We start from the raw sequence: 23,784 nt of genomic DNA, 5'->3' as shown, positions 1-23,784 counted from the left end.
TTGCTGGCCGGTGACACCAGCTGGCCATGGAGAGGCAGAATGGCGGGTGATCCCGTGGCCGATCGGCCTGTTCGCGTGGTGGTGGTCGGCGGCGGTACCGCCGGGTGGATGACGGCAGCCGGCTTGGCCGGCCTGTTGCCGAAGGCGTGCACTGTCCACCTGGTCGAGTCCGAGGAGATCGGAATCATCGGCGTCGGCGAGGCTACCCTTCCGCATTTGCGTCTCTATCTGGAACGATTGGGTATCGACGAGGCCGAATTCATGGCCGCGACCGATGCGACCTTCAAACTGGGTATCGAATTTCGCGACTTTGGCCGCATCGGCGACCGCTATATTCATCCGTTCGGAACCTATGGCCGTCCCCTTGGCGGCGTCGGCTTCCATCATTATTGGCTGCGCCGCCAGGCGGAAGGTGCCGATCTGCCGCTCATAGGCGCCTATTCGGCTGGGGTCGTGGCGGCCGAGGCCTGTCGGTTCGAGCGGCCGGGAACGGACCCGGACGATCCCACCACAAGTTTCGGCTATGCCTATCAATTCGACGCGACCCGTTTCGCACCATTCCTGCGCGCCTGGGCCGAACAGCGCGGTGTTCGACGAACCGAGGGGCGCGTCGTCTCGGTCGAGCGTGATGGGGGCGACGGTACGGTCGGCGCGATCACGCTGTCCAACGGCGCTCGCATCGAGGGCGACCTGTTCATCGACTGCTCGGGTTTTCGCAGTCTATTGCTCGGCCAGGAACTGATGGAAGCGTGGGAGGACTGGTCGCACTGGCTACCCTGCGACCGGGCGGTAGCAGTGCCGAGCGTCAGCCCCAGGGCTCCGACCGAACCCTATACCCGCGCCACCGCGACTAGGGCGGGCTGGCGCTGGCGCATTCCGCTTCGCCACCGCGTCGGTAACGGCCATGTCTATGCCAGCGCCTTTTGCAGCGATGATCAGGCGACCGAGGCGTTGCTGGCAGGGTTGGACGGCGCCCCCCTCGCCGACCCGCGTTTCCTGCGCTTTCGGGCCGGTCGGCGGCGACGCAGCTTCGTTGGCAATGTCGTCGCGATCGGGCTGGCCTCGGGCTTTCTCGAGCCACTGGAGTCGACCAGCATCTATCTGGTGCAGGCGGCGATCACCGCGCTGGTCGAGCATTTCCCCGACGCGCGCGTCGAGGCGGTAGACCGCGATGGCTTTAATGCCGCGATCGATGCGGAATATGATCGAATCCGCGACTTTCTGATCCTGCATTACCACGCAACGACCCGTGATGATTCGCCGTTCTGGAACCATGTCCGCACGATGGCGGTGCCCGACAGCCTGGCCGACAAGATGGCGTTGTGGCGCGCGTCCTCACAAGTGGCGCATTACCGCCACGGCCTGTTCCTGGAGCCGAGCTGGATCGCGGTCTATTTGGGACAGAATATCGTGCCGCATGGCTGGGATCCGCGTGCCGATCGGCCTGATGCCGCTGGGCTTGACCGCGCGATGTCGGGCCTGTCGCGCGCGATTGCCGACCGGGTTGGGCAGATGCCGCTGCACGACCGGGCCCTTTTGGGGTCAGGCGCGGGAGCGGAAACGTGAACAGCCGCAGGTTTCCGAGCCGCATCGCGGTGGTCGGTGCCGGTCCGGTCGCACTGGCCGCCGCAGTCGGGTTCGCCAAAGCGCTGCCCGAGGCATCGATCGAATGGGTGCCGACGACGATTTCGGATTCAGCCCTGGCGGATCGCTGGCCGCTGGTCCTGCCCTCGGCACAGGCAATGCTGGCCCGGCTGGATTGCCCGCCCGAACTGCTTCTCCGCCACGGCGTGGCGACCCCGCGCCTCGCCACCCGGTTCCTCGACTGGAGTCCGGGCGGCTCGCCCTGGATGGTAGGTGACGAACCCGCCCCCAGTCCGCCTGGGATCGCGCTGCATCAGCTATGGCTGCGGGCCGGGACGGAGCTGCCCTATCATGCGCTGAACCCCGTCTGTGTCGCAGGCGAGGCCGGGCAACTCGGCGGGGATATGCAACCGGCGCTCCACTGCAACGCACGCGCACTGAGCCAGGGATTGGCGTCGCTTGCCCGACAGAGCGGCGTCATCATGGCGCAATCCCCCCTGACCGGGGTCATGCGCGATCGGGATGGCGTGAAGGGACTACGACTGGCCGATGGCCGCGCGTTGGCGGTGGACTTCGTGATCGACGCGACGGGGCCCGATCGGCTTGTCGCCACCTCGGACGGCTTCAACCGGTGGGACGATACGCTGCCCCATCGCTTCCTTTCCATCGAACCCGATGCGGCAGCGCCATCGCTGATCGACACATATCGGGCCATCGAAAATGGCTGGACCGCGCGCTGGCCCGGCACGAAGGCGACCGCCCTGGCAAATGGCGGCGGCATCACGATCGCGCCCGGCCGCCTCGACGCGCCGTTGCGGGGCAATGTCCTGGCTCTCGGGGAAGCCGCCGTGCAGCCGGGGCCCCTGGGCCTGACCGGTTTCACGCTGGCACTTGCGGGACTTTCGCTGGCACTGGACCTATTGCCGGTCGGTGGGGACTCTGTGCTGCTGGTGGCCGAGTATAATCGCCGCGTCGGTCAGCGTGCCGACCGGATGCGCGACTTCCTCGCCGCGCACCAGATCGCCCTTGGACCCCGGGCTGACGCGGCGATACCGCCTTCGCTCGCGACGACGCTGGCACAATTCATGCGGCGCGGCACCCTGCCCCCGGTCGACGAAGATTCAGTCGAGCGCGACGCCTGGATCGCGGTGCTGATCGGCCAGGGGCTTCGGCCGCAACGGCCCGACCCGATCGCGCTGGGCCTGTCGCGGGACGAAGCCCGGCGCCTGCTCGCCGATAGTACTGGACAGGCGCGCGCCCGCGCCGGAAAGCGCGAGGCATGACCCATGCTCCCATCGATCACGTCGTCATCGTCGGCGGGGGCACTGCTGGCTGGATGATGGCGGCCGCCGCCGGACGCTATCTCGACAATGGCACGCGGCGCATCACGCTAATCGAATCCGATGCGATCGGCACCGTCGGTGTGGGCGAGGCGACGATTCCGTCGATCCTGAACTTTAACGCGCTGCTCGGCATCGACGAGGCGGAATTCCTCCGCGCCACGCAGGGCAGCTTCAAGCTGGGCATCGAGTTCGTCGGTTGGCATCGCCCCGACAGCCGCTATGTCCACCCCTTCGGTCATTACGGCCGCGACATTCAGGGGCTGAATTTCCATCAGCTCTGGCTGAAGATGCGCGAGCAGGCGGGAGTCGGCCCGATCGGCGATTATTCCGCCTCCACCGTCGCGATGGAGCGGGCCGCGTTCGGGATGCCGCAAAGCGATCCCCGATCGCCCCTGTCAGGCTTGGCCTATGCCTATCATTTCGATGCCGGGCTCTATGCCGCCTTCCTGCGACGCCGGGCCGAGGCCGATGGCGTCACGCGTGTCGAGGGGCGGATCGTCGCGGTCGATCGTGACCCGAATGGCGATGTCGCGGCGGTACGGCTTGACGATGGCCAGCGGATCGCGGGCGACCTGTTCGTCGACTGTTCGGGCTTTCGCAGTATGTTGCTGGGCGAAACGCTGGGCGTCGGGTTCGAGGACTGGTCGCATTGGCTCCCTTGCGACCGCGCGATCGCGGTGCCCACTGAGCGCACCGAACCGCTGCTCCCCTATACCCGCGCCACCGCGCACCGGGCAGGGTGGCAGTGGCGTATTCCGCTCCAGCATCGCACCGGCAACGGCGTCGTCTATGCGAGCCGGTTTATGGACGACGACGACGCGGAGCGGTTGCTCCTGTCGCGGCTCGACGCAGAACCCATTGCAGCACCCCGACGTTTGTCCTTCACCGCCGGATGTCGCACGCGGTTGTGGGAGCGCAACGTCGTCGCGCTTGGGCTGGCGGGCGGTTTCCTGGAGCCGTTGGAGTCGACCAGCATCCACCTCATCCAGCAGGGCATCTCCAAGCTGTTCGCGCTGTTCCCCGACAAACGCATGTCATCGGTAGAACGCGACGAATATAACCGGCAGATGGGCGACAACTACCGTGCGATCCGGGATTTCATCATCCTCCATTATCACGCGACGGGGCGCGACGACTCCCCCTTTTGGGATCATGTCCGGACGATGACGCTGCCCGACACGCTGGCCCGCAAGATCGCGCTGTTCCGCGAAAAGGGGCGGATCTTCCGCTATGAGGACGAGTTGTTCGCGACGCCAAGTTGGGTCGCGGTACTGCTGGGACAAGGCGTGATGCCCGAAGGCTATGACCCGGTGATCGACGCGCTGGCCGACGAGCGCGTCCTGACCGCGCTTCGCCAGATGCGCCAGGCCACCGCCACCGCCGTCGCGGCCCTGCCACCACATTCCGTCGCATTGGCGCATTTGATCGGCCGATCGACCTAGCCGGAGCCGAGCATCCGGCGAAGAAATGCGCGTATCCGCTCGTCGCGCTCAGGGCTTGGCGGCCCCAGAATGCCGCGCGCCGACGGAGGCAGATGGTCCGCCACGCGCGTCGCGTCATCGCCGAAGACATAGAGGTCGAACCATTCGCGAAGCGCCGCCCGCTCCGCCGCAGGACGATCGCGTACCGCCAGAATTGCGTGGATCAACGCCGAGAATGGCGCGTCGGGCGTCCCACGTGTCCACCAGTAGTTCACCAGCAGGTTGAGTGCCCCATCCGCCCGGATCTCATGCCACCACATGGCGGGGATGTAGATCGCATCGCCCGGTTCCAGTAGCGCCACTTGCGCCGACGCCTGCGCGGTCGCGAAACGCGGGAAGCGGGTGAGGTCCGGATGCTCGAGATCGACCATGCTGGTCGGCTGCCCCGCCATCGTCATGTCGAGCGGACCGACATAGAGGTTGGCGGCCTGTTCGGGCGGGAACAGCACGACCCGGCGACGCCCGGCGGCGACCACCGCGACATTGCTCGCCATGTCATAATGGGCCGAAACCCGGCTGCCATTGCCGATCCACAACCGGGCCTGCGCATCGCCGACCGGCAGCGGGAGCGGATGATCGCGGGTCCAGCCCGGGAAATGATCGGCGGCCGTGCTCGCACCCGCATAAAGCGCGGCGGGCTTCTCCTGCCCCTGCGCGTCGACCAGCGCCTCGAGCAACAGCGGCAGCGGAATCTGTGCGCGTTCGAAGTTGAAGCCGGAGAAATCGTCCCGGTAGAAGAAGCGCCCGCCAATCGAAGGATCGCCCGCCATCAGCCCAAGCGGTCTGCCGCCATCATAGCGCCGCAGATAGGCGGCCAGCGGGACCACGCCCTGGCGCCCGACCGCGACGACCGGCCAGTCCGCGACCAACCCGCGCATGACCACCGGTCGCGCCGCCTCGACAAGGACCAGAAAGTCCTCGAGCGTGGTCGGCGCGGCTACCTCCGTCACCGGATCGGCCCGCCCCAACCAGTCGTCAGCGATCGTTGCTCCAGCGTCTTGCGTCATCACGAACCAACCGTGTCAGCGAATACAGAAAAAAGAAAATGTTTTCCGTTGCATCGCGCCGAGCCGTGATTAGCAATCTCGGCGAGGGGCAAGAAAAGGGTTTCGATCGCCCCGTTTTACAGGAGAGCCGATGCCCCGCCCGCTAACACCCATCCTGTCCATGGTCGCGGTCGCGGCAGGCCTGTTGCTGGCCGGTCTGCCCGTTCATGCCGGGCAGACCGACGCGATCCGGCCCTTGGGCATGGCGGCACCGACCGGGACGCCATTGCCGCTGCACGTCGGCGGTCGGGTCATCGCGCGGAACGGCTATCAACGGCAGTGGCCGGGCACATATTGGGAAGCCGCGTTCTGGGGTTCTGCCGTCGATCTGGCGGTCGGCCCCGGTGCCATGTCGCTGCGTATCCGAGTCGACGGCGGGGCTGCCCTGTCACTGGTCCGGCCGATGCCCGGCCTCTACCGCATCGCCGCCAAGGGCACGGGCGCTCATCACATCCGCGTCGATGTGGCCAGCGAGAGCCAAGCCGAGCCGACCGTGCTGCGCGGCCTTTTCGCGCCCAAGGGTGTGGCCCCCCTTCCCGCTCCCGCCGCCCGCCCGCGCCAGATCGAGTTTATCGGGGATTCGCACACGGTCGGCTATGGCAACACCTCGCCCTCCCGCCAGTGCAGCCAGGACGCGATCTGGCGCACGACCGACACGACACAGGGCGTAGCGGGGGTGACGGCGGCAAAGTACGATGCCGACTATCAGGTCAATGCGATCTCCGGCCGGGGGGTCGTGCGCAACTATGGCGGGTTCGCCGCGCCGACCCTGCCCGAGGCCTATCCCTTCGCGCTGTTCGATGGCCGCACGCCCGCCGCGACACCGGGCTGGCATCCGCAGGTCGTGGTCGTTGCACTCGGCACCAACGACTTCTCGACCCCGCTCAAGCCAGGTGAGCGCTGGGCCGATCGCGACGCGCTCCATGACGACTACGAGCATCATTATGTCGCTTTCGTCGGACGGTTGCGAAAAGCCTATCCCAAGGCCTTTTTTGTCCTCTGGGCGACCGATCTCGCGGATGGCGAGATCGGTCGCGAGGTGGGCAAGGTGGTCGAGACGCTGCGCGCGGACGGGGAACGGCGGGTGGCCTTCGTCCCCGTCAGCGGCCTATCCTTCAACGGGTGCGACTCGCACCCCAGCGTCGCCGATGACCAGCAGATCGCCGCCGCAATCGAACGTACGATCGATGCGCAGCCCGACATCTGGACTGCCCGTTGATGCGCTCGCTCCGCAAGAGCCTCGCCATGCTGCTCGTAGTCAGCGTCTTCGCCACGCCGGGTGAAGCGGCAACCCGTTGGCCCGGTGGCGCCAAGGCCGCCGTCGTGCTGACCTATGACGACGCCCTGCCCTCGCAGCTCGATCACGCGGTCCCCGCGCTCGACGCTGCCGGATTCAAGGGCACGTTCTTCCTCGCCAATGTTCGCGCGCAGGACGTGGCGCGTTGGCGGACGGTCGCGCGGGATGGGCATGAGCTGGGCAATCATACCATCTTCCATCCCTGCCGTGCCGCCGCCTTCCCTGCCGATCCTCGCTACACGACCGAGGCCTATAGCCCGGCGAGTATGTTGAAGGAGATTGCACAGCAGAATGTCCTGCTGACCGCGCTGGACGGCAAGACGCGCCATGGCTTCGCCACGCCGTGTGGCGAAACGAACGTCGGTGGTGTCGACTATCTCGAACCACTGCGCACGGCGGGTCTGGTAACCTATGCACGCGGGGTCAGCGCCACGCCGGCCGAGCTGTCCGCCGATGTCGGCACGATCGACCCCATGCACGTACCCGCTCGCGGCTTTGGCGAGGGCGACGACGCCGCCAGGATGATCGCCTTTGTCAAGGAGGCCGAGGCGGGCGGCGGGATGGCGGTGCTGCTGTTCCACGGCGTCGGCGGCGATCATCTGGCCGTGACCGACGCGCAGCACCGTGCCTTCGTCGCCTGGCTGAAAGCCCATCGTCGCGAGCTGTGGGTAACCACGCTGCAACAGGCGCTGGACTGGGCCAAGGGGCAGACGAAGGCGATCAAGTGAGCGTCCTGGTCGCCGCGCTGCTGCTGAGCGCCTCTACACTGCAAGCCCCCCGCCCGGCACCGATCGTCACCGTTGCCGACGGCACGCTTCTTGGAACGCAGGAGCCGGACGGCCGGGTGCTGTTCCGCGGCATCCCCTTTGCTGCGCCACCAACCGGGCCACGTCGCTGGCGTCCACCCGCACCCGCGATGCCGTGGCGGGGCATCCGCAATGCCCGAGCCTCCGCCCCCTCCTGCCCGCAACTCGACGAGGGATGGAACCGCGCCAATGCGGCGGGTGCCCGCGAGGATTGCCTTTATCTGGAGGTGGGGACGCCAAACCTGTCTCCGGCACGGCCGCTGCCGGTCATGGTTTGGATACACGGGGGCAGCAACCGTTCGGGCGGGGCACAGGGCACGATCACCTCCTCGCTCGTCAGCAGGGGCATCGTGCTGGTCTCGATCCAGTACCGGCTCGGTCCGCTCGGCTTCATGGCGCATCCCGCACTGACCACCGAATCGCCTGCTCGTGCCTCGGGCAATTACGGGCTGATGGATCAGCAGGCCGCGTTGCACTGGGTCCGGCGTAACATCGTCCGCTTCGGCGGCGACCCGGCCAATGTCACGATCTTTGGCGGCTCGGCGGGTGGGCAGGATGTCGGCCTTCAACAGCTTTCGCCCGGGGCGAAGGGGCTGTTCGACAAGGCGATCGAGCAAAGCGGCACGGCCGGGTTCGGCTGGGCACCACGCGATCTGCGGCAAAGCGAGGCGATCGGTGAGGAGATCGCGCGAGGCGCCGGGCTTTCGCGTGTCACTGCCGCGACGCTTCGGACCATTGCGGTCGACCGGTTACTGCAAGCCGCGCGCGGCATCGCGACGCCCGCGGGGCTTCCCGATGCGGGGACGGTATGGCTTCAGACGACGGTCGATGGGCGGGTCATAACCGAGCCGCCGATCCAGACGCTGGCGCGCGGCGGCGGGCAGCGCGTGCCGCTGATCATCGGGTCAAACACGCAGGAAATCGACTTCTTTCACGATCCGGGGGAAGCGCAACGGGGGCTGGCCGAGGCGTTGGGCCACAATGCGCCGTCCGGCGGCAATCTTTCCACCGCCCGAGAACGGCTGGCGCTGGCGACCGATCTGGTCTTCACCTGCCCCGCGACGCTGGTCGCCGATTTGCGGCGGCGGGCGGGCGTTCCGGTATGGCGCTATGACTTCGGTTATGCCCCGCCGGGGGGCGTAGCGGCCACACACAGTTCGGAGCTTCGCTACATCTTCAGTCGGCCGGGCGAGAATGGCGTGCCGCCCGACGCCCCGGCGCTACAGGCCTATTGGGTCCGGTTTGCGCAGACGGGAGACCCCAATGGATTTGGGCACCTCGTCTGGCCGCGATGGAACGGCAAGCTGGCGGGGCTGTCCTTCGGCGAGAGCGGAACGACCGCGATCATCCGCAAACCGTCGGTGTGTGTCCATGCCCGTTTTCCCTGATGTGATACGCCGGCTCGGTCACGCCGTGTTGACCACCATTCTGGTCGCCGCCGCCCCTCTACCGCCGAATGACGGGACGATGACGATCCGCGGTCGCTTCCTCTACACCGCAGCGGGGGAACGGGTGGTCCTGCGTGGCGTCAACGAGATGTTCTCGATTTCGACCGATCCCACCGGCATGCGCATCATGCCCGAAATCGCCCGCACCGGCGCCAATGCCGTCCGCATCTTCACCCTGCCCGACTATCCGGCGGAAAGGCTCGACGCGATCCTGGCCCATGCGGTGGCGAACGGGCTTATCCCGATCGTCGAATGTCATGCGGCGACGGGAAAATGGGACAGACTGGGCGTCTGCGTCGACTATTGAACCCGGCCTGATATCGTTGCCGTCTTGCGCAGGAACCGCCGCTGGACGCTGGTGAACATCGCCAATGAGGCGGGCGAAACCGTACCCCGCGATCGCTTCATCGCGGGCTATCTGGACGCGATCATGCGTATCCGTGCCGCAGGGGTGGACACGCCGCTGATTATCGACGGGACCGACTGGGGCAAGGAGTATGCGATGCTGCTCGACAGTTGGCCCGTCTTCCAGCGCGCCGATCCACGCCATGCGATCATGGTCTCGGCGCACAGTTATTGGGTGGGGACGGAGGAGGAACGAAAGGCCCCGTATCGCGCCATCATTGCGAAGGTGACGCGAGACGATATCCCCTTCTTGCTTGGCGAGGGGCCGACCGGGACCGGCTGGGATTGCAAGCCTTCTCCCTATCGATGGGCGATGACCGCGTTGCAAAAGGCTCAGATCGGCTGGCTGGCCTGGTCCTGGGGGCTGGTACCCAATGGCGATTGTCGCGAGGCCAACAGCTACGACATCACGTCCGGGGGGCGTTTTGGGCAATGGAAGTCGCCTTATGGCCGGCAGTTGATGGTCCGGCACCCTGCCAGCGTACGTCGATCGTCGCGACGGCCTTGTTCAATCGCCAAGGCCGGGTCAAACTGTATCGCGGCCTCGTCGCGCATCTCAGGCAGAACCTGATACGCAGTTGGGCACCGACAGGATAAAGGTTTTCCAAGTTATTGTGCGTTCTCGCTTATACCAATGGAGCTCGAGATGCCCTCAGAGCCCGAAGGTCAAACGGACCAAATTCTGGTAGTTTGACAGTACCCTAGCGAGCGATACCGATCAGCGCGGTCGCGGTATAGCCCGCCGCGACGCTCCCGCTGAACGTCGGTCTCTGCTGGGCGACCTGCGCAGCGGTGTTGTCGCCGAAGATGCCGTCGCTCGACAAGGTGATGCGCGCAAACTTGCTGGCGCTCGACGGATAGGTGGTGGCGTCGGCATAGACGGTCGAGCAGATGGCGCTCGGCATCGCCATCTGCGACGTCAGGACCGCATAGCGACCGCTCAGCGCATTGGAGAGGCTGGAGAAGACCTCGAAATGCATATGCGGCCACCGCCCCTCGTAACAGCCGGGGAAGATGGTGGTGAAGGTGACTTGGCCATTGGCATCGGTAACCTGGACACCGCGCAGATAGCTTTCCGCCGGGGCGGTATAAAGCGAGTAGAGCCCCTGGCGGTCGCATTGCCACAGATAGACCGCATACCCGGCAAGCGGTGCGCAGGTAGCGTTGACGTCGACCAGGGTCAGCATGATCTTGACCAGCACGCCGGTCGCGACCGTGGTGGTCGAAATGAAGCTCGGTCGGATGTCGCTGCGCACGACGCCGCTCACGTTGAGGACATTGGACGTCGCTCCCGAAGCGGTGTTGGTGCCATCGCCGGGATAGGGACCGGCGGTTTCGGCCGGGTCGGCGATGCACGTCATGGTCGTGCTGCTGGCGGTCGGCGTGGGTGTCGCGGTCGCGGTCGGTGTGGGTGTGGGTGTGGGCGTCGGCGTGGCGCTGGTGTTGGCGCTGCTGACGACCGCGACACTACCCGAGGCCGCATCGCTGCCACCACAACCCGCAACCATTGCGGCGGTGCCCGCGCCGGCAAACCACTTCAGGGCGCGACGACGCGCCATCATCGTCTCCATGACCTTCAGATCGTCGGCGAGACTGTGGGCGTGGTCATGATGGCGGCCGGACATGCTCTCATACTCCATTGAACGGAGAGAGGATGTCGGCGTGCCGGGTTGCCCGGTTATGTCAGGTCGCCGCGATAATGTTGCAGCGTGTGTCAGCCCGCCAGCGGGAGCACGACGCGGGCCACCGCCCCACCGGTGCCATTTTCCAGCGTCGCCGCGCCGCCATGCCGCGTCGCGATCGACCGGGCGATGGCGAGTCCCAGCCCGGTGCCACCGGTCGCGCGGTTGCGCGAAGGATCGCCGCGCACGAAGGGCTGGAATAGCCGTTCCGCCTGCGCCGGATCGATGCCCGGGCCGTCGTCCACCACCCACACGTTGACATTTCCGTCCTCCATTTCCCAGCCAACCCTCGCGCACTCGCCGTAGCGGACCGCATTCTCGATCAGGTTGGAAAAGAGTCGTCGCAAAGCCGCCGAATCCCCGCGCACGATCGCACGCGGGCCGGGCATCAGCGTCACAGGCTGGCCGGCATCGGCCATGTCCTGAACCAGACTGTCGAGCAGGCTGGCAAGATCAAGGCGGCTCGCCTCTGTCTGGACCGCATCGTCACGGGTAAAGGCGAGCGTGGCGGCGATCATCGCGCGCATCTCGTCGATATCGGCGGCGGCACGCTCGCGCGCGCCTTCGGGCAATTGCTCGACGCGAAAGGCGAGACGCGAAAGCGGCGTACCCAGGTCATGCGCGATCCCCGCCAGCATCGCCGTCCGCGCCTCGGCATGATGGGCGAGACGGGCATGCATCGTGGTCACCGCACGAGCCAGATCGCGCACCTCGCGACTGCCATCCGGCAACGCGGGCAATGCGGCACCGGTGCCCGCTTGATCGGCGGCGGCGGCGAGAAGCCGCAAGGGGCGGGTCAAGGCCCGGGCGATGCTCCATGCCGGCAGGGATAGCAGCAGGATCGCCGCGAGCATCGACAGCAGAGTGCGAACATGCCAGCGCGTCAGATATGGCGGGACATCACTACGCACGACCCACCACCCGGCCCCCTCGTGCCAGGCGAAGGTGTAGCTGCCGACAAAGGCATCACGCTCGGTTTTGCCCGCGGTTTCGGTAAAGGCCAGGATATCGGCGGGCGACACGCCCAACTCCGCCGCGAGACGACGTCGTGCCGTGGGATCGGCGACCTCCCCGCTACGAGCCATGGGCGCGGATGGTTCCTGTCGACGCCGCAACGCCCCCGGTCCGGGACCATGGTCATCGAACGCCTGCCCCGCACCGGGCGGCGGGGCGCCATGACCGAAAGGCGGCGGCCCCTTCCCTTTCAGCGTCATCGCGATCGACCGCAGGCTGCGGGGGAAATCGAAGGGCGGCGGCCCTGAAAAGGTGACCACGAACGAAATCGCCGTCGCCAACAGGACGGAGACGATGACCAGCAGGAAGATCGGCCGTGCGATCGACGCGCCCCGTCGGTCGCCTCGCCGGTCAGCGACGCTCGACATCGGCCGTGAACATATAGCCTTCGTTGCGCACGGTGCGGACGAGATCGTCGCCGCCGCGTCCATCGGATCGTTGCAGCTTGCGGCGCAGACGGCTGATCTGCACGTCGATCGCGCGGTCGAAATGCTCGGCATTGGCCCCGCGCGACTGGTCGAGCAGGAAGTCGCGCGTCAGGACGCGACGGGCATGCTCGACCAGGACGATCAGCAAGCGAAACTCGCCGTCGGACAGGTTGATGATGACGTCGTCCGGGTCGAACAACTGTCGTCCCAGCGGATCCAGCCGCCAGCCGGCGAAGCGCAGATACGGGCGCACCCACGATGCCGAAGCTGCCACGGGGGCCGAAGCGATCGTCTCCGGCCGTGGCTGGTTACGGCGCAGGACCGAACGGATGCGGGCAAGCAGCTCACGCGGGTTGGCGGGCTTGGCGATGTAATCGTCGGCCCCCATCTCCAGCCCGACGATACGGTCGACCTCTTCGCCGATCACCGACAGGATGATTACGGGCGGCGCGGTCGGGCGATCCAGGCTGCGCAGGACAGACAGCCCGTCCTCGCCCGGCATCATCACGTCGAGAACGATCAGCGCATAAGCCTGCTGCACCAGTGCCGCACGCATCGCTGCGGCATCCTCGGCGACGTCGACGACATAGCCGTGGTCGACAAGAAATGCCGCGGTCAGCTCGCGGATGCCGGGATCGTCGTCGACGATAAGAAGACGGGTTTCGAGGTCCACGGTCTCGATCGGTCCAGAAAGCGCGGTGGTCTGCATCATAACGATATGCCTCGCCGGTGTATCGCTCGCATTGCGGAGCTGCAACATCGGCAAAACGGGAGCCCGTGTGACCAAAGGGCGACACTGGCGGCTCTTGCCCGCCAGCATGTCGTTGTATCGCTATTTGTGGCGGGTTCCGGCGAGCCCCCGGCAAGGTGCTGCATGGCGAACGCTGCCCTTCCCGTCTGCAGACCTATAAGCAATAATTTGCAGCCCCTCCCACGCTTCCTAACATCCGACATTCGTTCAGGTTTGAGGTAGCCGCCGATGCTGCGTCTGTTCACGTCACGTGGCATCGATCGCCGATCCGCCCGTATCGACCGGAAAGATCATGAGGCGAAATCGCGGCTGCCGCCCCCACGAAGAGGCGATGACTGTTTCATCCGCCGCTTCCTTGCGACACAGATGGCGCTGGAGTGGCAGACGCGACGTCAGCTGTCGTCTGAAGTTCCGCTTCCATGATACGGCGCATTGCGAACTTTTGGGCCTTGCCGGTCACCGTCATCGCGAAGCCGTCGACGATCCGGATGTGGCGCGGCAATTTGTAGTGGGCGATCTGCCCCGTGCAATATGCGACCACGTCCTCCGGTGTGAGTGGAACGCCGGGGCGCGGGATGATCCAGGCGCAGACAGCCTCGCCATAGATCGCATCGGTCACGCCGAACACCTGTGCATCGGCGATCGCGACATGCCCGAGCAGGAACTCCTCGATCTCGCGGGGATAGATGTTCTCCCCGCCGCGGATAATCATGTCCTTGATGCGGCCGGTGATGCGGACATAGCCGCGCGCATCCATCGTCGCCAGGTCGCCTGAGTGCATCCAGCCGTCGGCATCGATCGCCTCGGCGGTCCGTTCCGGATCGTTCCAATAGCCGCGCATCACCGCATAGCCGCGCGAGCAATATTCGCCCTGTTGTCCATAAGGGAGACTTGCACCGTCGGGACCGACGATCTTGGCCTGCGCATGGGGGTGCACGCGACCGACCGATCCCACTCGCTCCTCGATCGGGTCGTCGGTGGCGGTCTGGGTGGTGAGCGGGCTGGTCTCGGTCATTCCGTAGCCGATCGTGACCTCGCGCATGTTGAGGCGCTCCATCACTTCCCGCATGGTGGGGAGCGGACAGGGTGCGCCAGCGAGGATGCCGGTGCGTAACGACGTGGTATCGGTGGTCGCGCGATCGGGGTGGTTGAGGATGTTGATGAACATCGTCGGCACGCCGTACAGCGTGGTGCAGCGCTCTGCCGCTACAGCCTTCAGAACCTCACCGGAATCGAAGCTCTCCCCGGGATAGATCAGGGCCGCGCCGCTCGTGACCGCCGCGAGATTGGCGAGCACCATCCCGAAGCAGTGATAGAGTGGCACTGGCACAGCGATCCGGTCATCCGGCGTCAGGCGCAGCGTGCGGGCGGTGAAATAGCCGTTGTTGAGGATGTTGCGGTGCGTAAGTGTCGCGCCCTTGGGCAGGCCGGTCGTACCGCTAGTGAACTGGATGTTGATCGCATCGTCGGCATCCAGCCCCGCCGCCGCCACCGCGAGGGCCTTTTGATTTGTCGTGACGCCAAGATCGGCCCACGGCATGAAGCCGTCATGCGGCTCATCGCCAAGCGTGACGATCAGCCGCAGATCCGGCAGCTTGGTCGGCCCCAGTTCCCGTAGCATCGCAAGATAGTCGCTGCTTTTGAAGCGCGCCGCAGTGACCAGCACCGAGCAGCCGACCTTGTTCAGCGCATATTCGACCTCGCTGATTCGATACGCCGGGTTGATGTTCACCAGGATCGCGCCGATCCGGGCCGTGGCGAACTGGATGACTGCCCATTCGGCGCAATTGGGGGCCCAGATCCCGACCCGGTCGCCCGCCTTGACGTCCCTCGCGAGCAGGCCGGACGCGATACGATCGACCTCGGCGTCGAACGCGGCCCATGTCCAGCGGATCGCCTGATGGCGCGAAACCAGCGCCAGCCGGTCACCCCACCGGTTCGCCGCGTCGCGCAGAGCGTCGCCGATGGTGATCTCCAGCAGCGGCGTGTCGGTCGGACCGCACGCGATCGACAGGCCGCTCATCGCTTGACGTTCACGACCTGGAGTTGCGTGTACTCCGCCAGCCCCTCGACCGATTGCTCCGCACCGAGACCCGACTGCTTGAAGCCCGCCATCGGGATGTGCGGGCCGATCGCGATATGTTGGTTCACCCATACCTGCCCCGCGGCGATCCGGCCGGCGATGGCCGTCGCGCGATCGATGTCGCCGCTCCACACCGATCCGCCGAGGCCGTAGTCGGAGGCGTTGACGCGCGCGATCACGTCGTCGACATCGTCGAAGCGTATGACGGGCAGGATCGGACCGAACTGCTCCTCATCGACGATCCTGGCGCCATCGGTCACGTCGCGGACGATCGTCGGCTCGATGAAATAGCCGGCGCGTTCCATGGCGTTGCCGCCGGCGACGATCGTGCCTTCGCCACGGGCCGCGTCGAGGAAACCCTTCACTTTCTCGAACTGGGCCCGGTTCTGGATCGGGCCGATGGTCGCCCCCTGTTCCAGTCCGTCGCCGACCACCGCCTCTTGTGCGAGCCGCACCAGCTCGGCGCACATCGCATCGTAGATGTCGGCATGGACATAGGCCCGCTTCACCGCGAGGCAGACCTGGCCGCAGTTGAGGAAGGCGCTGTCGAAGATGCCACGCGCCGTCTCGCGGACATCGACATCCGCCAGCACGATCGCCGCGTCGTTGCCGCCGAGTTCCAGCGTGAGGCGCTTGAGCGTCTCAGCGCTGCTGGCCGCGATCCGCTTGCCGGTGGCGGTCGAGCCGGTGAAACCGACCTTGGCCACATCGGGATGGGCGGTCAGATGTGGTCCCAGATCATTGTCGTCGGTGATGATGTTGACGATACCGGCAGGGAAGATGTCCTTCGCGATCTCGCCCAGCCGGAGTGCCGTCACGGGTGTGGTCGGCGCCGGTTTGAGGACGATGGCGTTTCCGGCCAGCACGGCGGGGCCGATCTTCCAGCACGCCACCAGCAACGGGAAGTTCCAGGCGATGATCCCGACGACGACCCCGAGCGGCTGGTGCCGGACGGCGATATAGCCGCTCGCATCGTCCTGGATGATCCGGTCGGGCAGCTCCAGCGTCGCGTAATGACGCAGATAGCCCTCGGTCCACGCGACCTCACCCTTCGCCTCGGCCAGCGGCTTGCCCTGTTCCATCGTCAACAGCCGGCTGAGTTCGTCACCATGCGACGCGATCGCATCGGCGAGCGCGACGAGCGCGGCACGGCGCTCCGCCAGCGGACGCGCTGCCCAAGCCGGCTGCGCAGCGCGGGCTGCGGCGATCGCGGCATCGGCGTCGGCGACGCTGGCGTGCGGCACGGTGGCGAACGTCTGGCCCGTCGCGGGGTTGACGACGTCCAGACGCTTCGCCGCATCGACCAATTTGCCGCCGATCAGCATTTGGCAATCCACCATGACCATCTCCATCCTCTCCAATAGAAAATTATATTTTAGTTAAAACTTATAGCCCAGCGTCACACCATAGGTGCGCGGATTGCCGATGTGATTGTAGATGAATCCGAAGCCCGCCAGCAGGTCGACGCGCGACGTGAAGTAGAATTGCTGCGCCGCGTTCTTCGTCCATACCGACGCGGAGAATTTTCCGTTGGCGTTTTCGTAATCGAGATGGGCATCGAGTAGCGCGTAGCCTTTCTGCCTAAGGATCGGCTGATTGATGACCTCGAAGAACTGGCTCGACTGATACGAGACCGAGGGGTGAACGCTGATCGTCCCGAAGTCGCCACGCGCCAGCGTGACGTCCGGCCCGAGATTGAAAGTGAGGGACGGCGCGTTCGCCAGCTTGTTGCCGTCGACGTTCCTGCCGCTGACGCTGCCGTCGATGATCTTGGTCGAAAGCAGGCCAAGGCCAGCGCGGAGCTGGAAACCGTCAACGATGCGCGCATTGAATTCGGCTTCACCGCCGAAGATGCGCGACCTTGGAATGTTGAGCAGCCTCTGCGCGGCGGTCGCCGGATCGACGTTGATGAATTGCTGGTTGCGATAGTCGTAGTAAAAGGCCGCGAGATTGAGCGTTGCGCGGCGGCCGAACAGGCGTGTCTTGGCACCGACTTCGTAAGCGGTGATCCGTTCGTCCTTGGCCACCGACACTTCGCTCGGCTGGAAAAAGGCCTGCGCATTAAAGCTCGGCGCGCGATAGCCGCGATTGACGCTGGCATAGAGGAGATTGCCATCGGCCAGCTTATAGTCGAGGCCGATCTTGCCTGAGAGATTGTCGGTGGCAAACGCGGTCGAGGTGAGCGGGATCAGGTTCGCCACTAGAACGTCGTCGACGCCATAGGCATCGGAGCGGAAGCCGGTCTGCCGGCCGGTATCATGCGTATAGCGAAGCCCGCCGCGCAACGTCACGGCGTCGGAGACGCTGAACTTGAGGTCGGTATAGGCCGCAAAGCTCTTCTTCAGCTGGTCAAAACGGTTTCTCACCTGGCAGGCGACGAAATTCGCCGCGGCGACTCCGGCCGCGCAATCGGCCGAGTTGACCCTGCCGTCGCCGGTCAGATCGACATCGTTGAATATGTTGAAGGACGTGCTGTTGAACACCTTCTCGCGGTTGTAATAAAGCCCGAGAATGAAATCGAAGGGGCCTGCGTTGCTGCTGGTCAGCCGCAGATCCTGCGCGAACTGGTTGGCACGATCCCCATAGGGTATTTCGAGCGTCTTGCTCGCTTGGCCGTCGGTATCCTCGGTGAAGAAGAGGGTGCCGTGATCGTAAGACGTGATGCTGGTCAGCGCTAGCGTATCGGTCAGCTCGTAAATGGCGGTTAGCGACACCGCTTGCGTGCGCGCGATGCGACGGACCGCGACGTCGGAGGCGATCTGATATCGGTTGAGCCCGCCAATGCGCGACTGGTCCGCATTTTGGGCGTAGATGCCGTAATTCTGCGGCGTCTGCTGGCTGACCGAACCGCGGAGCACCAGCTTCAGCCTGTCGCTCGGATCCCATCGCAAGGTGCCGCGAAAGGCGAACTCCCGCGTCGAATTGAGGTCGGGAAAGCCGGGAAGCACATTTCTGAACCAGCCATCGGCACGGGAATAGGTGCCGGCAACCCGTAGCGCGGCGTTGGCGCCCAGAGCGAGGTTGATCGCGCCGTTCGCGTCCACGCGGTTGTAGTTGCCATAGCCGAGGTTGAGGTAGCCGCTATTCTCCCCCAGTGTCGCACTGTGGCTGATGATATTGACCGCGCCGCCGGTGGTGTTCTTGCCGTACAGCGTACCCTGTGGCCCGCGCAGCACCTCGATCCGCTCCAGATCGTACATCGCGACACCGAGGAATGCGAAATTGCCCTTGTAGACCTCGTCATAATAGGTCGCGACCGGGCTGGACTGGTTAAGGCTGTAATCCGACATCGAGACGCCGCGCAGGCTGAAGATCGGCGTATTGTCGCCGACGATGCCGGTCATCTGGAGATTGGCGACCTTGCTGGTGAGGTCATCTATCCGCGTCGTGTGCGATTTCGCCAGGGTGTCGCCGCCGATGGCAGAAATCGAGATCGGCACCGACTGCAGGCTTTCGTATCGCTTGGACGCCGTGACGATGATTTCGCCTGACGGGGATGGATCCGTCTCGGCGGTTCCGGAAGCGGTGGCATCCGGTGCCGATGCCGTTTGCGCGGATATCGGTGACGCCGCGAGTGCCATGGAAGCAGCGAGCGCGACCGTGCCGGCTCGGGAAAGCAGATACATCTCCACTATAGAATCCCCCTATTTCATGATGTCCCCATGTCTTCCTGCGAGTGTGAGCCCCGCCACCAGACGCGCTCTCGTTTCGGCGCGTTCGAGGAGGAGAGGGTTTTGTCGCAGCCGCCCAAGTTCCGCCGACGTGTAAGGCCGGAAGTCTTTGGGAACGTGCTGCGGATCAAATGTGTAGATCGTCCAGTTGACGAGGTTGGCGAGACGTTGATCGTCGAGGTCGACGGTGGCGACGCCGGGCACCCGGGCGAGAAACTCCCGCCCGCCGGGCACGGTCAGGAAACGGGCCACCATATCTCGCATCGGTGGGTTGCTTCGATCGTCGCCGCCACCATCGATGCGGTGGCAACCTTGGCACTTTAGCTGGTAGTCGACACGCGCCTGTGCCGCATCCGCTACTCCACGCATCGGTCCCGATTGACGGGCCAGACCCGCCGCTCCGACCAATGCTGCGGTGAAGCCTGGAAGCAGCAAGGCCCAGCGAAATGTCACTTGCCGGTTATCGCGCCGTGCAGCTTGGCGACATCTGCCCCGGTCATCGAACCCGCTCCGGCCTTGTAGCCGGCGACCTCGGCGGGGGTGAACGGCTTGAAGGGCGGTCCGGACGTCGCGATGGCGGTGCCGACATGGTTGAGCACCGCTGCCACCGCCGCATTGTCCAGCCCGCCCTGTGCCGGCATGAAGTTGCGGTACGTCTTGCCTTCGACCGTCAACGGTCCGGAAAGCCCCTTTACGACCGCGAGTACCAGATAGCGCCGTCCGGCCGGCTTTGCCGCTAATGCACGGACCTCGCCGCGCAGCGGCGGATAGGCACCCGGGACGCCCGCCCCCGTGGCGGTGTGACAGGCAGCGCAGCGATTGAAGATAGTTTTACCATCCTGAGCCGCGACAGCGGTGGCGGGCAGCAGCGCCAAGATTGCCAGCGCCCGCGCCCTCACTTCGGTTGCTCCAGCGCGACGCCGACCACGATGGCGGTCGAGCAGTTATAGACGCTGCTTTCCGTACCCAGGCACCAGTTGTAGTCGTTGTTTGACTGGGTGCGGACTTGCGGCCGATCGCCCTCATTGCGATTGCACAGGCACTGACCGCATGACGTTACGCCGCAGCAATCATTGTAGCTGATGACATAGGCGCGATTGTCGGCGGGATTGGTGCAGGTGCCGATCCAGGTGATCGGCGACATCTCGGTTCCCGGCGGACAGACGTTCACCGATCCGCCGCAGCAGGTGCACAGGAACCCGTCGATGGCACAATAACGCCAATAGTCGCAACTCGTCCGGTCACCGGGATCCTGCGCCAGGCCGGACGTGACCGGCGGGCGTGCGGCCCCGCCCGGATGGGTCGATGCTCGCGCGACGGGCAGGACCGGCAGAAGGCCGGCTCCCGTGATGCCCGCACCCAGTGTCGCCAGCAGGCTGCGACGCGAGGTGCCGCGTGCGATGGAGCGGGTGAGGCCTTCGGTAATCTTGTCGAAACCGGCCATCGATCAGGCCTCCTTCTGGCGGCGGGAAAGAAAGTCCTGGATCGACGCGACGCCATGCTCCTTGGCGACGAACAGGCTTTCGAGATGCTCGCGATTGTTGACCAGGCCGAGCGAGGCGACGCGACCCTGTTCGTCCAGCAAGACGGCGTAAGGGAGCTTGGCGACGCCGAATGCCCGGCCTAGCGCTTCGGACAGGACCAGCGGCAGATCGGTCAGCCCGTGGTCCTTCGCCAGCCGCATATAACCCGCCTTCGCACCGTCACCGGCGATCACGACGTCGAGCCAACTGCGTTCGGCGCGCGCTGCCGAGCGCACGACCGGCAGCAGCGATTTGCACACCGGACAGTCGGGCGATGCGAAGAACAGAAGCTGGCTCCGCCCATCGCGCCGGCCACCCACCTCCAGCGGTTGGCCATCCGTGGTGACGACGGTCATCGGTGTCGCCACGTCGCCCACATCCACCTTCTGGTGAAGCGTCAGCGCGCCGGCGGGGGCGATCCGTTCGTGCAGGATGCCGACTTGGCGCGCGAGCGCGGCGATCAGCAGCCCTTCGACGATCACCGCCGTCCACAACAGCAATTGCGATAGCATCAGGCTTTCCTCCAGGCGGGACGGGGAATGGCAAGGATTTCAGACGCGCCGACGTACAGCGCGAGCAGGCCGAGCGCGGGGATCAGAGCTTCCAGCGACGGCGGAGAGGGCCAAGCCACAACGGTCAGAGCGATCGTCGCCATCAGCGCGGCCCGAAGTATCTGTCCCGCATCGACTGCCCGCGGCCGGTTTACCAGGTCGCAGCCGCAATCGAGCACTTCTCCTCGCCGACGCCACAGCGCCATCGCGTACGTGGTCCACACGGCAGCGGCTATCGCGGCACCGACCGGCCCCGTACCGGGGATCGTCAGGCACAGGGCGGCGACCGCCTCGATTGCACCGGCCAGCACCAGCAGCAATTGCCCGATCGGCGGGGAAACGCCCGCCAGTCGCGCGGCGGCCTTGCTCAGCCGCGCCGGAGAATGGGCCTTGTGCGCAGCGGAGATGGCCAGAACCAGCGCAATGAACAGGGTGAGCGGCGCCATCATTGCACCGGGGTGATGACGATCGGGTTGAACGCCACCGTCGCGCCGAGCGTGCGCACGAAACTACCATCGGCCGCATCATAGATGTCGATCACGCCATCGGTGCGCGACAGCACCATATGCGGCCGCTCCTCACGGGTGATGGCGATGGCGATCGACTGACCCTTGAGCGGATAGCGCGCGACCCGTGACTTCGTTGCGGGGTCGATCACCCACACCTCGGTGCCGCCGTCCTTGTGACTTCCTTCCTTGCCGGCGGGATTCATCAGGACGTAGAGCCGCCCGCCTCCGTCAGCGTTGATGACTTGCCATCCGCCGGGGCGCCATTCGGGTGCGCCGCCCGGCGCCGTGCCGACGCTGAACGCGCCGGGAATTGGTCGCGCTACCGGCCCGGACAGATCGAAGCCCTGCAGCATGCCGTACAGGCTGACGAACCACGCCGTTTTGCCGACCATCGCCGGCGCGCTGAACAGCGGCTGGCGGTCGATGTCCTGCACCGCCTTGATGGTCTTGGAGGTCGCGACCTTGCCTTGATCGTCCAGCGTCGCCGAGAAGATCGAACCGTCGGCGCACAGGCTGGAAAAGCCGCGCTCGCCGGTCGGATAGATCTGGGAACATCCCGGCAGGTCGATCTCGTTCAGCACCTTGCGACCGTCGAGGTCGACAACGCTGACCGACTGGGCCGGCGTGAAGTTGGCGACGAGCGCCCACTTGTCGTTGTTGGTGAACTGGAACAGGTTCGGATAGGTCACCGACTGCTGGCGCTTGCCGGACGGCAGCACGATCTCACCCTTCGGCTGGAGATCGGCCATGTTCCAGACGGTGATCGCATCGGTGCGGTCGCCACGCGTCAGTCGAGAATAAAAGGTTTCGCTTGTGAGGATCTCGCCGCGCTTCTTGGAGATCAGCATGTTGGCAAACTGCGCCGCGCGGATGATCCCTTTCAGCGGTTGGTCGGCCGAGGCGGTATCGACAACGACCACGCGCCCGTCGACGAGTGAGTTGAAGTGCAGATCGTTGATGAGAACCCAGCTTTTCGGCCATTGCGCCGGCAGCGGCGTAACGCTTGGGATGGATTCCTCGGGCAGCGGCCTTGGAAAGGATTGGGCTTGCACCACGGCATGGACCGGAAGCGTTGCGAAGCCAATCGCTGTCGCCAACAGACGGACGAACACTTTCATTGAGTCCCCCCTCAATCCGCCGATTGCTCGGCATTGGTGAAATAATGACGGGGAGGGATCAATCTTGTCAATTGACCTAAATATGCCAAGTGACCTATTTTCGGAATGCTGTTATGTTAGGGTTTCTGCTGGGGAAGTAATTGCCTTGAAACAGTCAGATACAGTGCACGCGGTCGTCGCCGACTTTGTCGTTCCGGAGCGCGATGGTGGCTATTCCAAGGGCCGCGAGACACGAGAGATCATATTGCGCGCGGCGCTGTCGATCCTCATCGACGAGGGCTATCGCGCGATGTCCATGCGCCGAGTCGCGCTCATCTGCGGGATGAAATTCGGCAATCTCACCTATCATTATCGAACGCGCGAGGACTTGGTGCGCGAGCTGCTCGATGCGGTCATCACCAGCTACGAGATCGCATTCGACGCCGTCGTGCGGCGTCCGGATCTCGAGCCGGAAGCCAGGTTGAGGCAATATTGTCTGCTCATACTGGACGACATCGGCACCAAGAAAACGACGCGATTGTTCCCCGAGCTGTGGGCCCTGACGAACCACGACCCGTTCGTGCTCGAGCGGTTGCACGAACTTTACAGAAGAGCGCGCAAGCCACTGTTCGAGATAATCAACGAGCTCCGCCCCGACTTGTCATCTGACGAGCAAGAAGCGCTCACGCTGTTCATTTCGTCCGCGATGGAAGGAGCAACGATCTTCGTAGGCCATGAGAAGCCGTTCGCGTCACGAATGGCCTGTCTGACCGAAGTATCGGTGCAGGCATTCACCGGCCTTGTCCGCAACTTCAAACGGGGATGATTGTTTTGGGTCCACCTTTAGAATAGGCTACGGTCAACTTGTATTTGGACTGAAGTGGACGAAGGTAGAATCCGGCGACTGCTGACGGTCCCCCGATTTTTTATCCGGCTGTGATGCGAGCTTCCGGACTGCATCCGCCGGGGTTAACCCCGGCGGATGCAGCATATTCGGCTGGCGTCAGCCAGCCAAGCGCCGTGTGAGGACGTCTCTCGTTATAGTCTCGACGCCAGGCCTCGATC

General features: G+C 65.1%; 23 protein-coding genes. 9 read left to right on the top strand and 14 right to left on the bottom strand.

Going from position 1 to position 23,784, the window contains the following annotated elements; genetic code table 11:
• Positions 1-39 precede the first annotated feature (39 nt).
• The 3 genes from U1703_RS16385 to U1703_RS16375 are packed head-to-tail and all read left to right on the top strand — an operon-like array spanning position 40 to position 4,369.
• Positions 40-1,566: a tryptophan halogenase family protein gene (locus tag U1703_RS16385; protein WP_332786549.1), complete on the top strand. Its 1,527-nt coding sequence runs from the start codon at positions 40-42 to the stop codon at positions 1,564-1,566.
• Positions 1,563-2,867: a tryptophan 7-halogenase gene (locus tag U1703_RS16380; RefSeq protein ID WP_332786548.1), complete on the top strand. Its 1,305-nt coding sequence runs from the start codon at positions 1,563-1,565 to the stop codon at positions 2,865-2,867. The genes U1703_RS16385 and U1703_RS16380 overlap by 4 nt, the downstream gene beginning before the upstream one ends.
• Positions 2,864-4,369, top strand: coding sequence for a tryptophan halogenase family protein (locus U1703_RS16375; RefSeq protein WP_332786547.1), 1,506 nt, complete (start codon positions 2,864-2,866; stop codon positions 4,367-4,369). The genes U1703_RS16380 and U1703_RS16375 overlap by 4 nt, the downstream gene beginning before the upstream one ends.
• Here the strand turns inward: U1703_RS16375 and U1703_RS16370 are convergent.
• Complete coding sequence (locus U1703_RS16370; protein WP_332786546.1) at positions 4,366-5,415, bottom strand: cupin-like domain-containing protein; 1,050 nt, start codon at positions 5,413-5,415, stop codon at positions 4,366-4,368. The genes U1703_RS16375 and U1703_RS16370 overlap by 4 nt on opposite strands.
• Before the next feature lie 130 nt (positions 5,416-5,545).
• Between U1703_RS16370 and U1703_RS16365 the strand changes: the two genes are divergently transcribed.
• Genes U1703_RS16365 through U1703_RS16345 form a run of 5 tightly spaced genes read left to right on the top strand, consistent with a single transcriptional unit; the run spans position 5,546 to position 9,981 of the window.
• Complete coding sequence (locus tag U1703_RS16365) at positions 5,546-6,673, top strand: SGNH/GDSL hydrolase family protein (RefSeq protein WP_332786545.1); 1,128 nt, start codon at positions 5,546-5,548, stop codon at positions 6,671-6,673.
• Entirely contained in the window at positions 6,673-7,479 is an 807-nt protein-coding gene (locus U1703_RS16360; RefSeq protein ID WP_332786571.1) for a polysaccharide deacetylase family protein, read from the top strand. Before U1703_RS16365 ends, U1703_RS16360 begins: the two co-directional genes overlap by 1 nt.
• The gene (locus tag U1703_RS16355; RefSeq protein ID WP_332786544.1) at positions 7,476-8,945 is read left to right on the top strand and encodes a carboxylesterase/lipase family protein; all 1,470 of its coding nucleotides are present in this window, start codon (positions 7,476-7,478) and stop codon (positions 8,943-8,945) included. Before U1703_RS16360 ends, U1703_RS16355 begins: the two co-directional genes overlap by 4 nt.
• A 25-nt stretch (positions 8,946-8,970) precedes the next feature.
• A complete protein-coding gene (locus tag U1703_RS16350) occupies positions 8,971-9,312 on the top strand; it encodes a glycoside hydrolase family 5 protein (protein WP_332786543.1) in 342 nt (113 codons plus the stop codon).
• A 51-nt stretch (positions 9,313-9,363) separates the two neighbouring features.
• On the top strand, positions 9,364-9,981 hold the full coding sequence (locus tag U1703_RS16345; protein ID WP_332786542.1) for a cellulase family glycosylhydrolase: 618 nt from the start codon (positions 9,364-9,366) through the stop codon (positions 9,979-9,981).
• Positions 9,982-10,111: 130 nt separating this feature from the next.
• Here the strand turns inward: U1703_RS16345 and U1703_RS16340 are convergent, their stop codons facing one another.
• The 12 genes from U1703_RS16340 to U1703_RS16285 all read right to left on the bottom strand — a co-directional run bounded on the left by U1703_RS16340 (position 10,112) and on the right by U1703_RS16285 (position 22,740).
• Entirely contained in the window at positions 10,112-11,035 is a 924-nt protein-coding gene (locus U1703_RS16340; RefSeq protein WP_332786541.1) for an intradiol ring-cleavage dioxygenase, read from the bottom strand.
• 89 nt (positions 11,036-11,124) lie between these two features.
• Complete coding sequence (locus U1703_RS16335; RefSeq protein WP_332786540.1) at positions 11,125-12,474, bottom strand: ATP-binding protein; 1,350 nt, start codon at positions 12,472-12,474, stop codon at positions 11,125-11,127.
• Complete coding sequence (locus U1703_RS16330) at positions 12,458-13,246, bottom strand: response regulator (protein WP_332786539.1); 789 nt, start codon at positions 13,244-13,246, stop codon at positions 12,458-12,460. The genes U1703_RS16335 and U1703_RS16330 overlap by 17 nt, the downstream gene beginning before the upstream one ends.
• A gap of 379 nt (positions 13,247-13,625) precedes the next feature.
• Complete coding sequence (locus U1703_RS16325) at positions 13,626-15,308, bottom strand: AMP-binding protein (RefSeq protein WP_332786538.1); 1,683 nt, start codon at positions 15,306-15,308, stop codon at positions 13,626-13,628.
• The gene (locus tag U1703_RS16320; protein WP_332786537.1) at positions 15,305-16,708 is read right to left on the bottom strand and encodes an aldehyde dehydrogenase family protein; all 1,404 of its coding nucleotides are present in this window, start codon (positions 16,706-16,708) and stop codon (positions 15,305-15,307) included. The genes U1703_RS16325 and U1703_RS16320 overlap by 4 nt, the downstream gene beginning before the upstream one ends.
• A 39-nt stretch (positions 16,709-16,747) precedes the next feature.
• Positions 16,748-18,808, bottom strand: coding sequence for a TonB-dependent receptor (locus U1703_RS16315; protein ID WP_332786536.1), 2,061 nt, complete (start codon positions 18,806-18,808; stop codon positions 16,748-16,750).
• Positions 18,809-19,012: 204 nt separating this feature from the next.
• Positions 19,013-19,492 (bottom strand): cytochrome C, encoded by a 480-nt coding sequence (locus tag U1703_RS16310; RefSeq protein ID WP_332786535.1) that lies wholly within the window; start codon positions 19,490-19,492, stop codon positions 19,013-19,015.
• The gene (locus U1703_RS16305) at positions 19,489-19,914 is read right to left on the bottom strand and encodes a c-type cytochrome (RefSeq protein WP_332786534.1); all 426 of its coding nucleotides are present in this window, start codon (positions 19,912-19,914) and stop codon (positions 19,489-19,491) included. Before U1703_RS16305 ends, U1703_RS16310 begins: the two co-directional genes overlap by 4 nt.
• 20 nt (positions 19,915-19,934) lie before the next feature.
• Positions 19,935-20,483 carry a methylamine dehydrogenase light chain gene (locus tag U1703_RS16300; RefSeq protein ID WP_332786533.1) on the bottom strand — a complete coding sequence of 183 codons (549 nt, stop codon included), beginning with the start codon at positions 20,481-20,483 and terminating at the stop codon, positions 19,935-19,937.
• Positions 20,484-20,486: 3 nt separating this feature from the next.
• Complete coding sequence (locus U1703_RS16295; RefSeq protein ID WP_332786532.1) at positions 20,487-21,074, bottom strand: redoxin family protein; 588 nt, start codon at positions 21,072-21,074, stop codon at positions 20,487-20,489.
• A complete protein-coding gene (locus U1703_RS16290; protein WP_332786531.1) occupies positions 21,074-21,562 on the bottom strand; it encodes a MauE/DoxX family redox-associated membrane protein in 489 nt (162 codons plus the stop codon). Before U1703_RS16290 ends, U1703_RS16295 begins: the two co-directional genes overlap by 1 nt.
• A complete protein-coding gene (locus U1703_RS16285; protein ID WP_332786530.1) occupies positions 21,559-22,740 on the bottom strand; it encodes an amine dehydrogenase large subunit in 1,182 nt (393 codons plus the stop codon). The genes U1703_RS16290 and U1703_RS16285 overlap by 4 nt, the downstream gene beginning before the upstream one ends.
• Positions 22,741-22,903: 163 nt before the next feature.
• Between U1703_RS16285 and U1703_RS16280 the strand changes: the two genes are divergently transcribed.
• On the top strand, positions 22,904-23,545 hold the full coding sequence (locus U1703_RS16280) for a TetR/AcrR family transcriptional regulator (RefSeq protein ID WP_320453704.1): 642 nt from the start codon (positions 22,904-22,906) through the stop codon (positions 23,543-23,545).
• A 100-nt stretch (positions 23,546-23,645) separates the two neighbouring features.
• Here the strand turns inward: U1703_RS16280 and U1703_RS16275 are convergent.
• Positions 23,646-23,784: integrase core domain-containing protein (locus U1703_RS16275; protein ID WP_332786570.1), on the bottom strand; the 139-nt coding region annotated here is incomplete at its 5' end.

The sequence above is a fragment of the Sphingomonas flavida genome (assembly GCF_036663655.1).
Classification (GTDB): domain Bacteria; phylum Pseudomonadota; class Alphaproteobacteria; order Sphingomonadales; family Sphingomonadaceae; genus Sphingomonas.
This window is presented reverse-complemented; position numbering and strand designations above follow the sequence as displayed.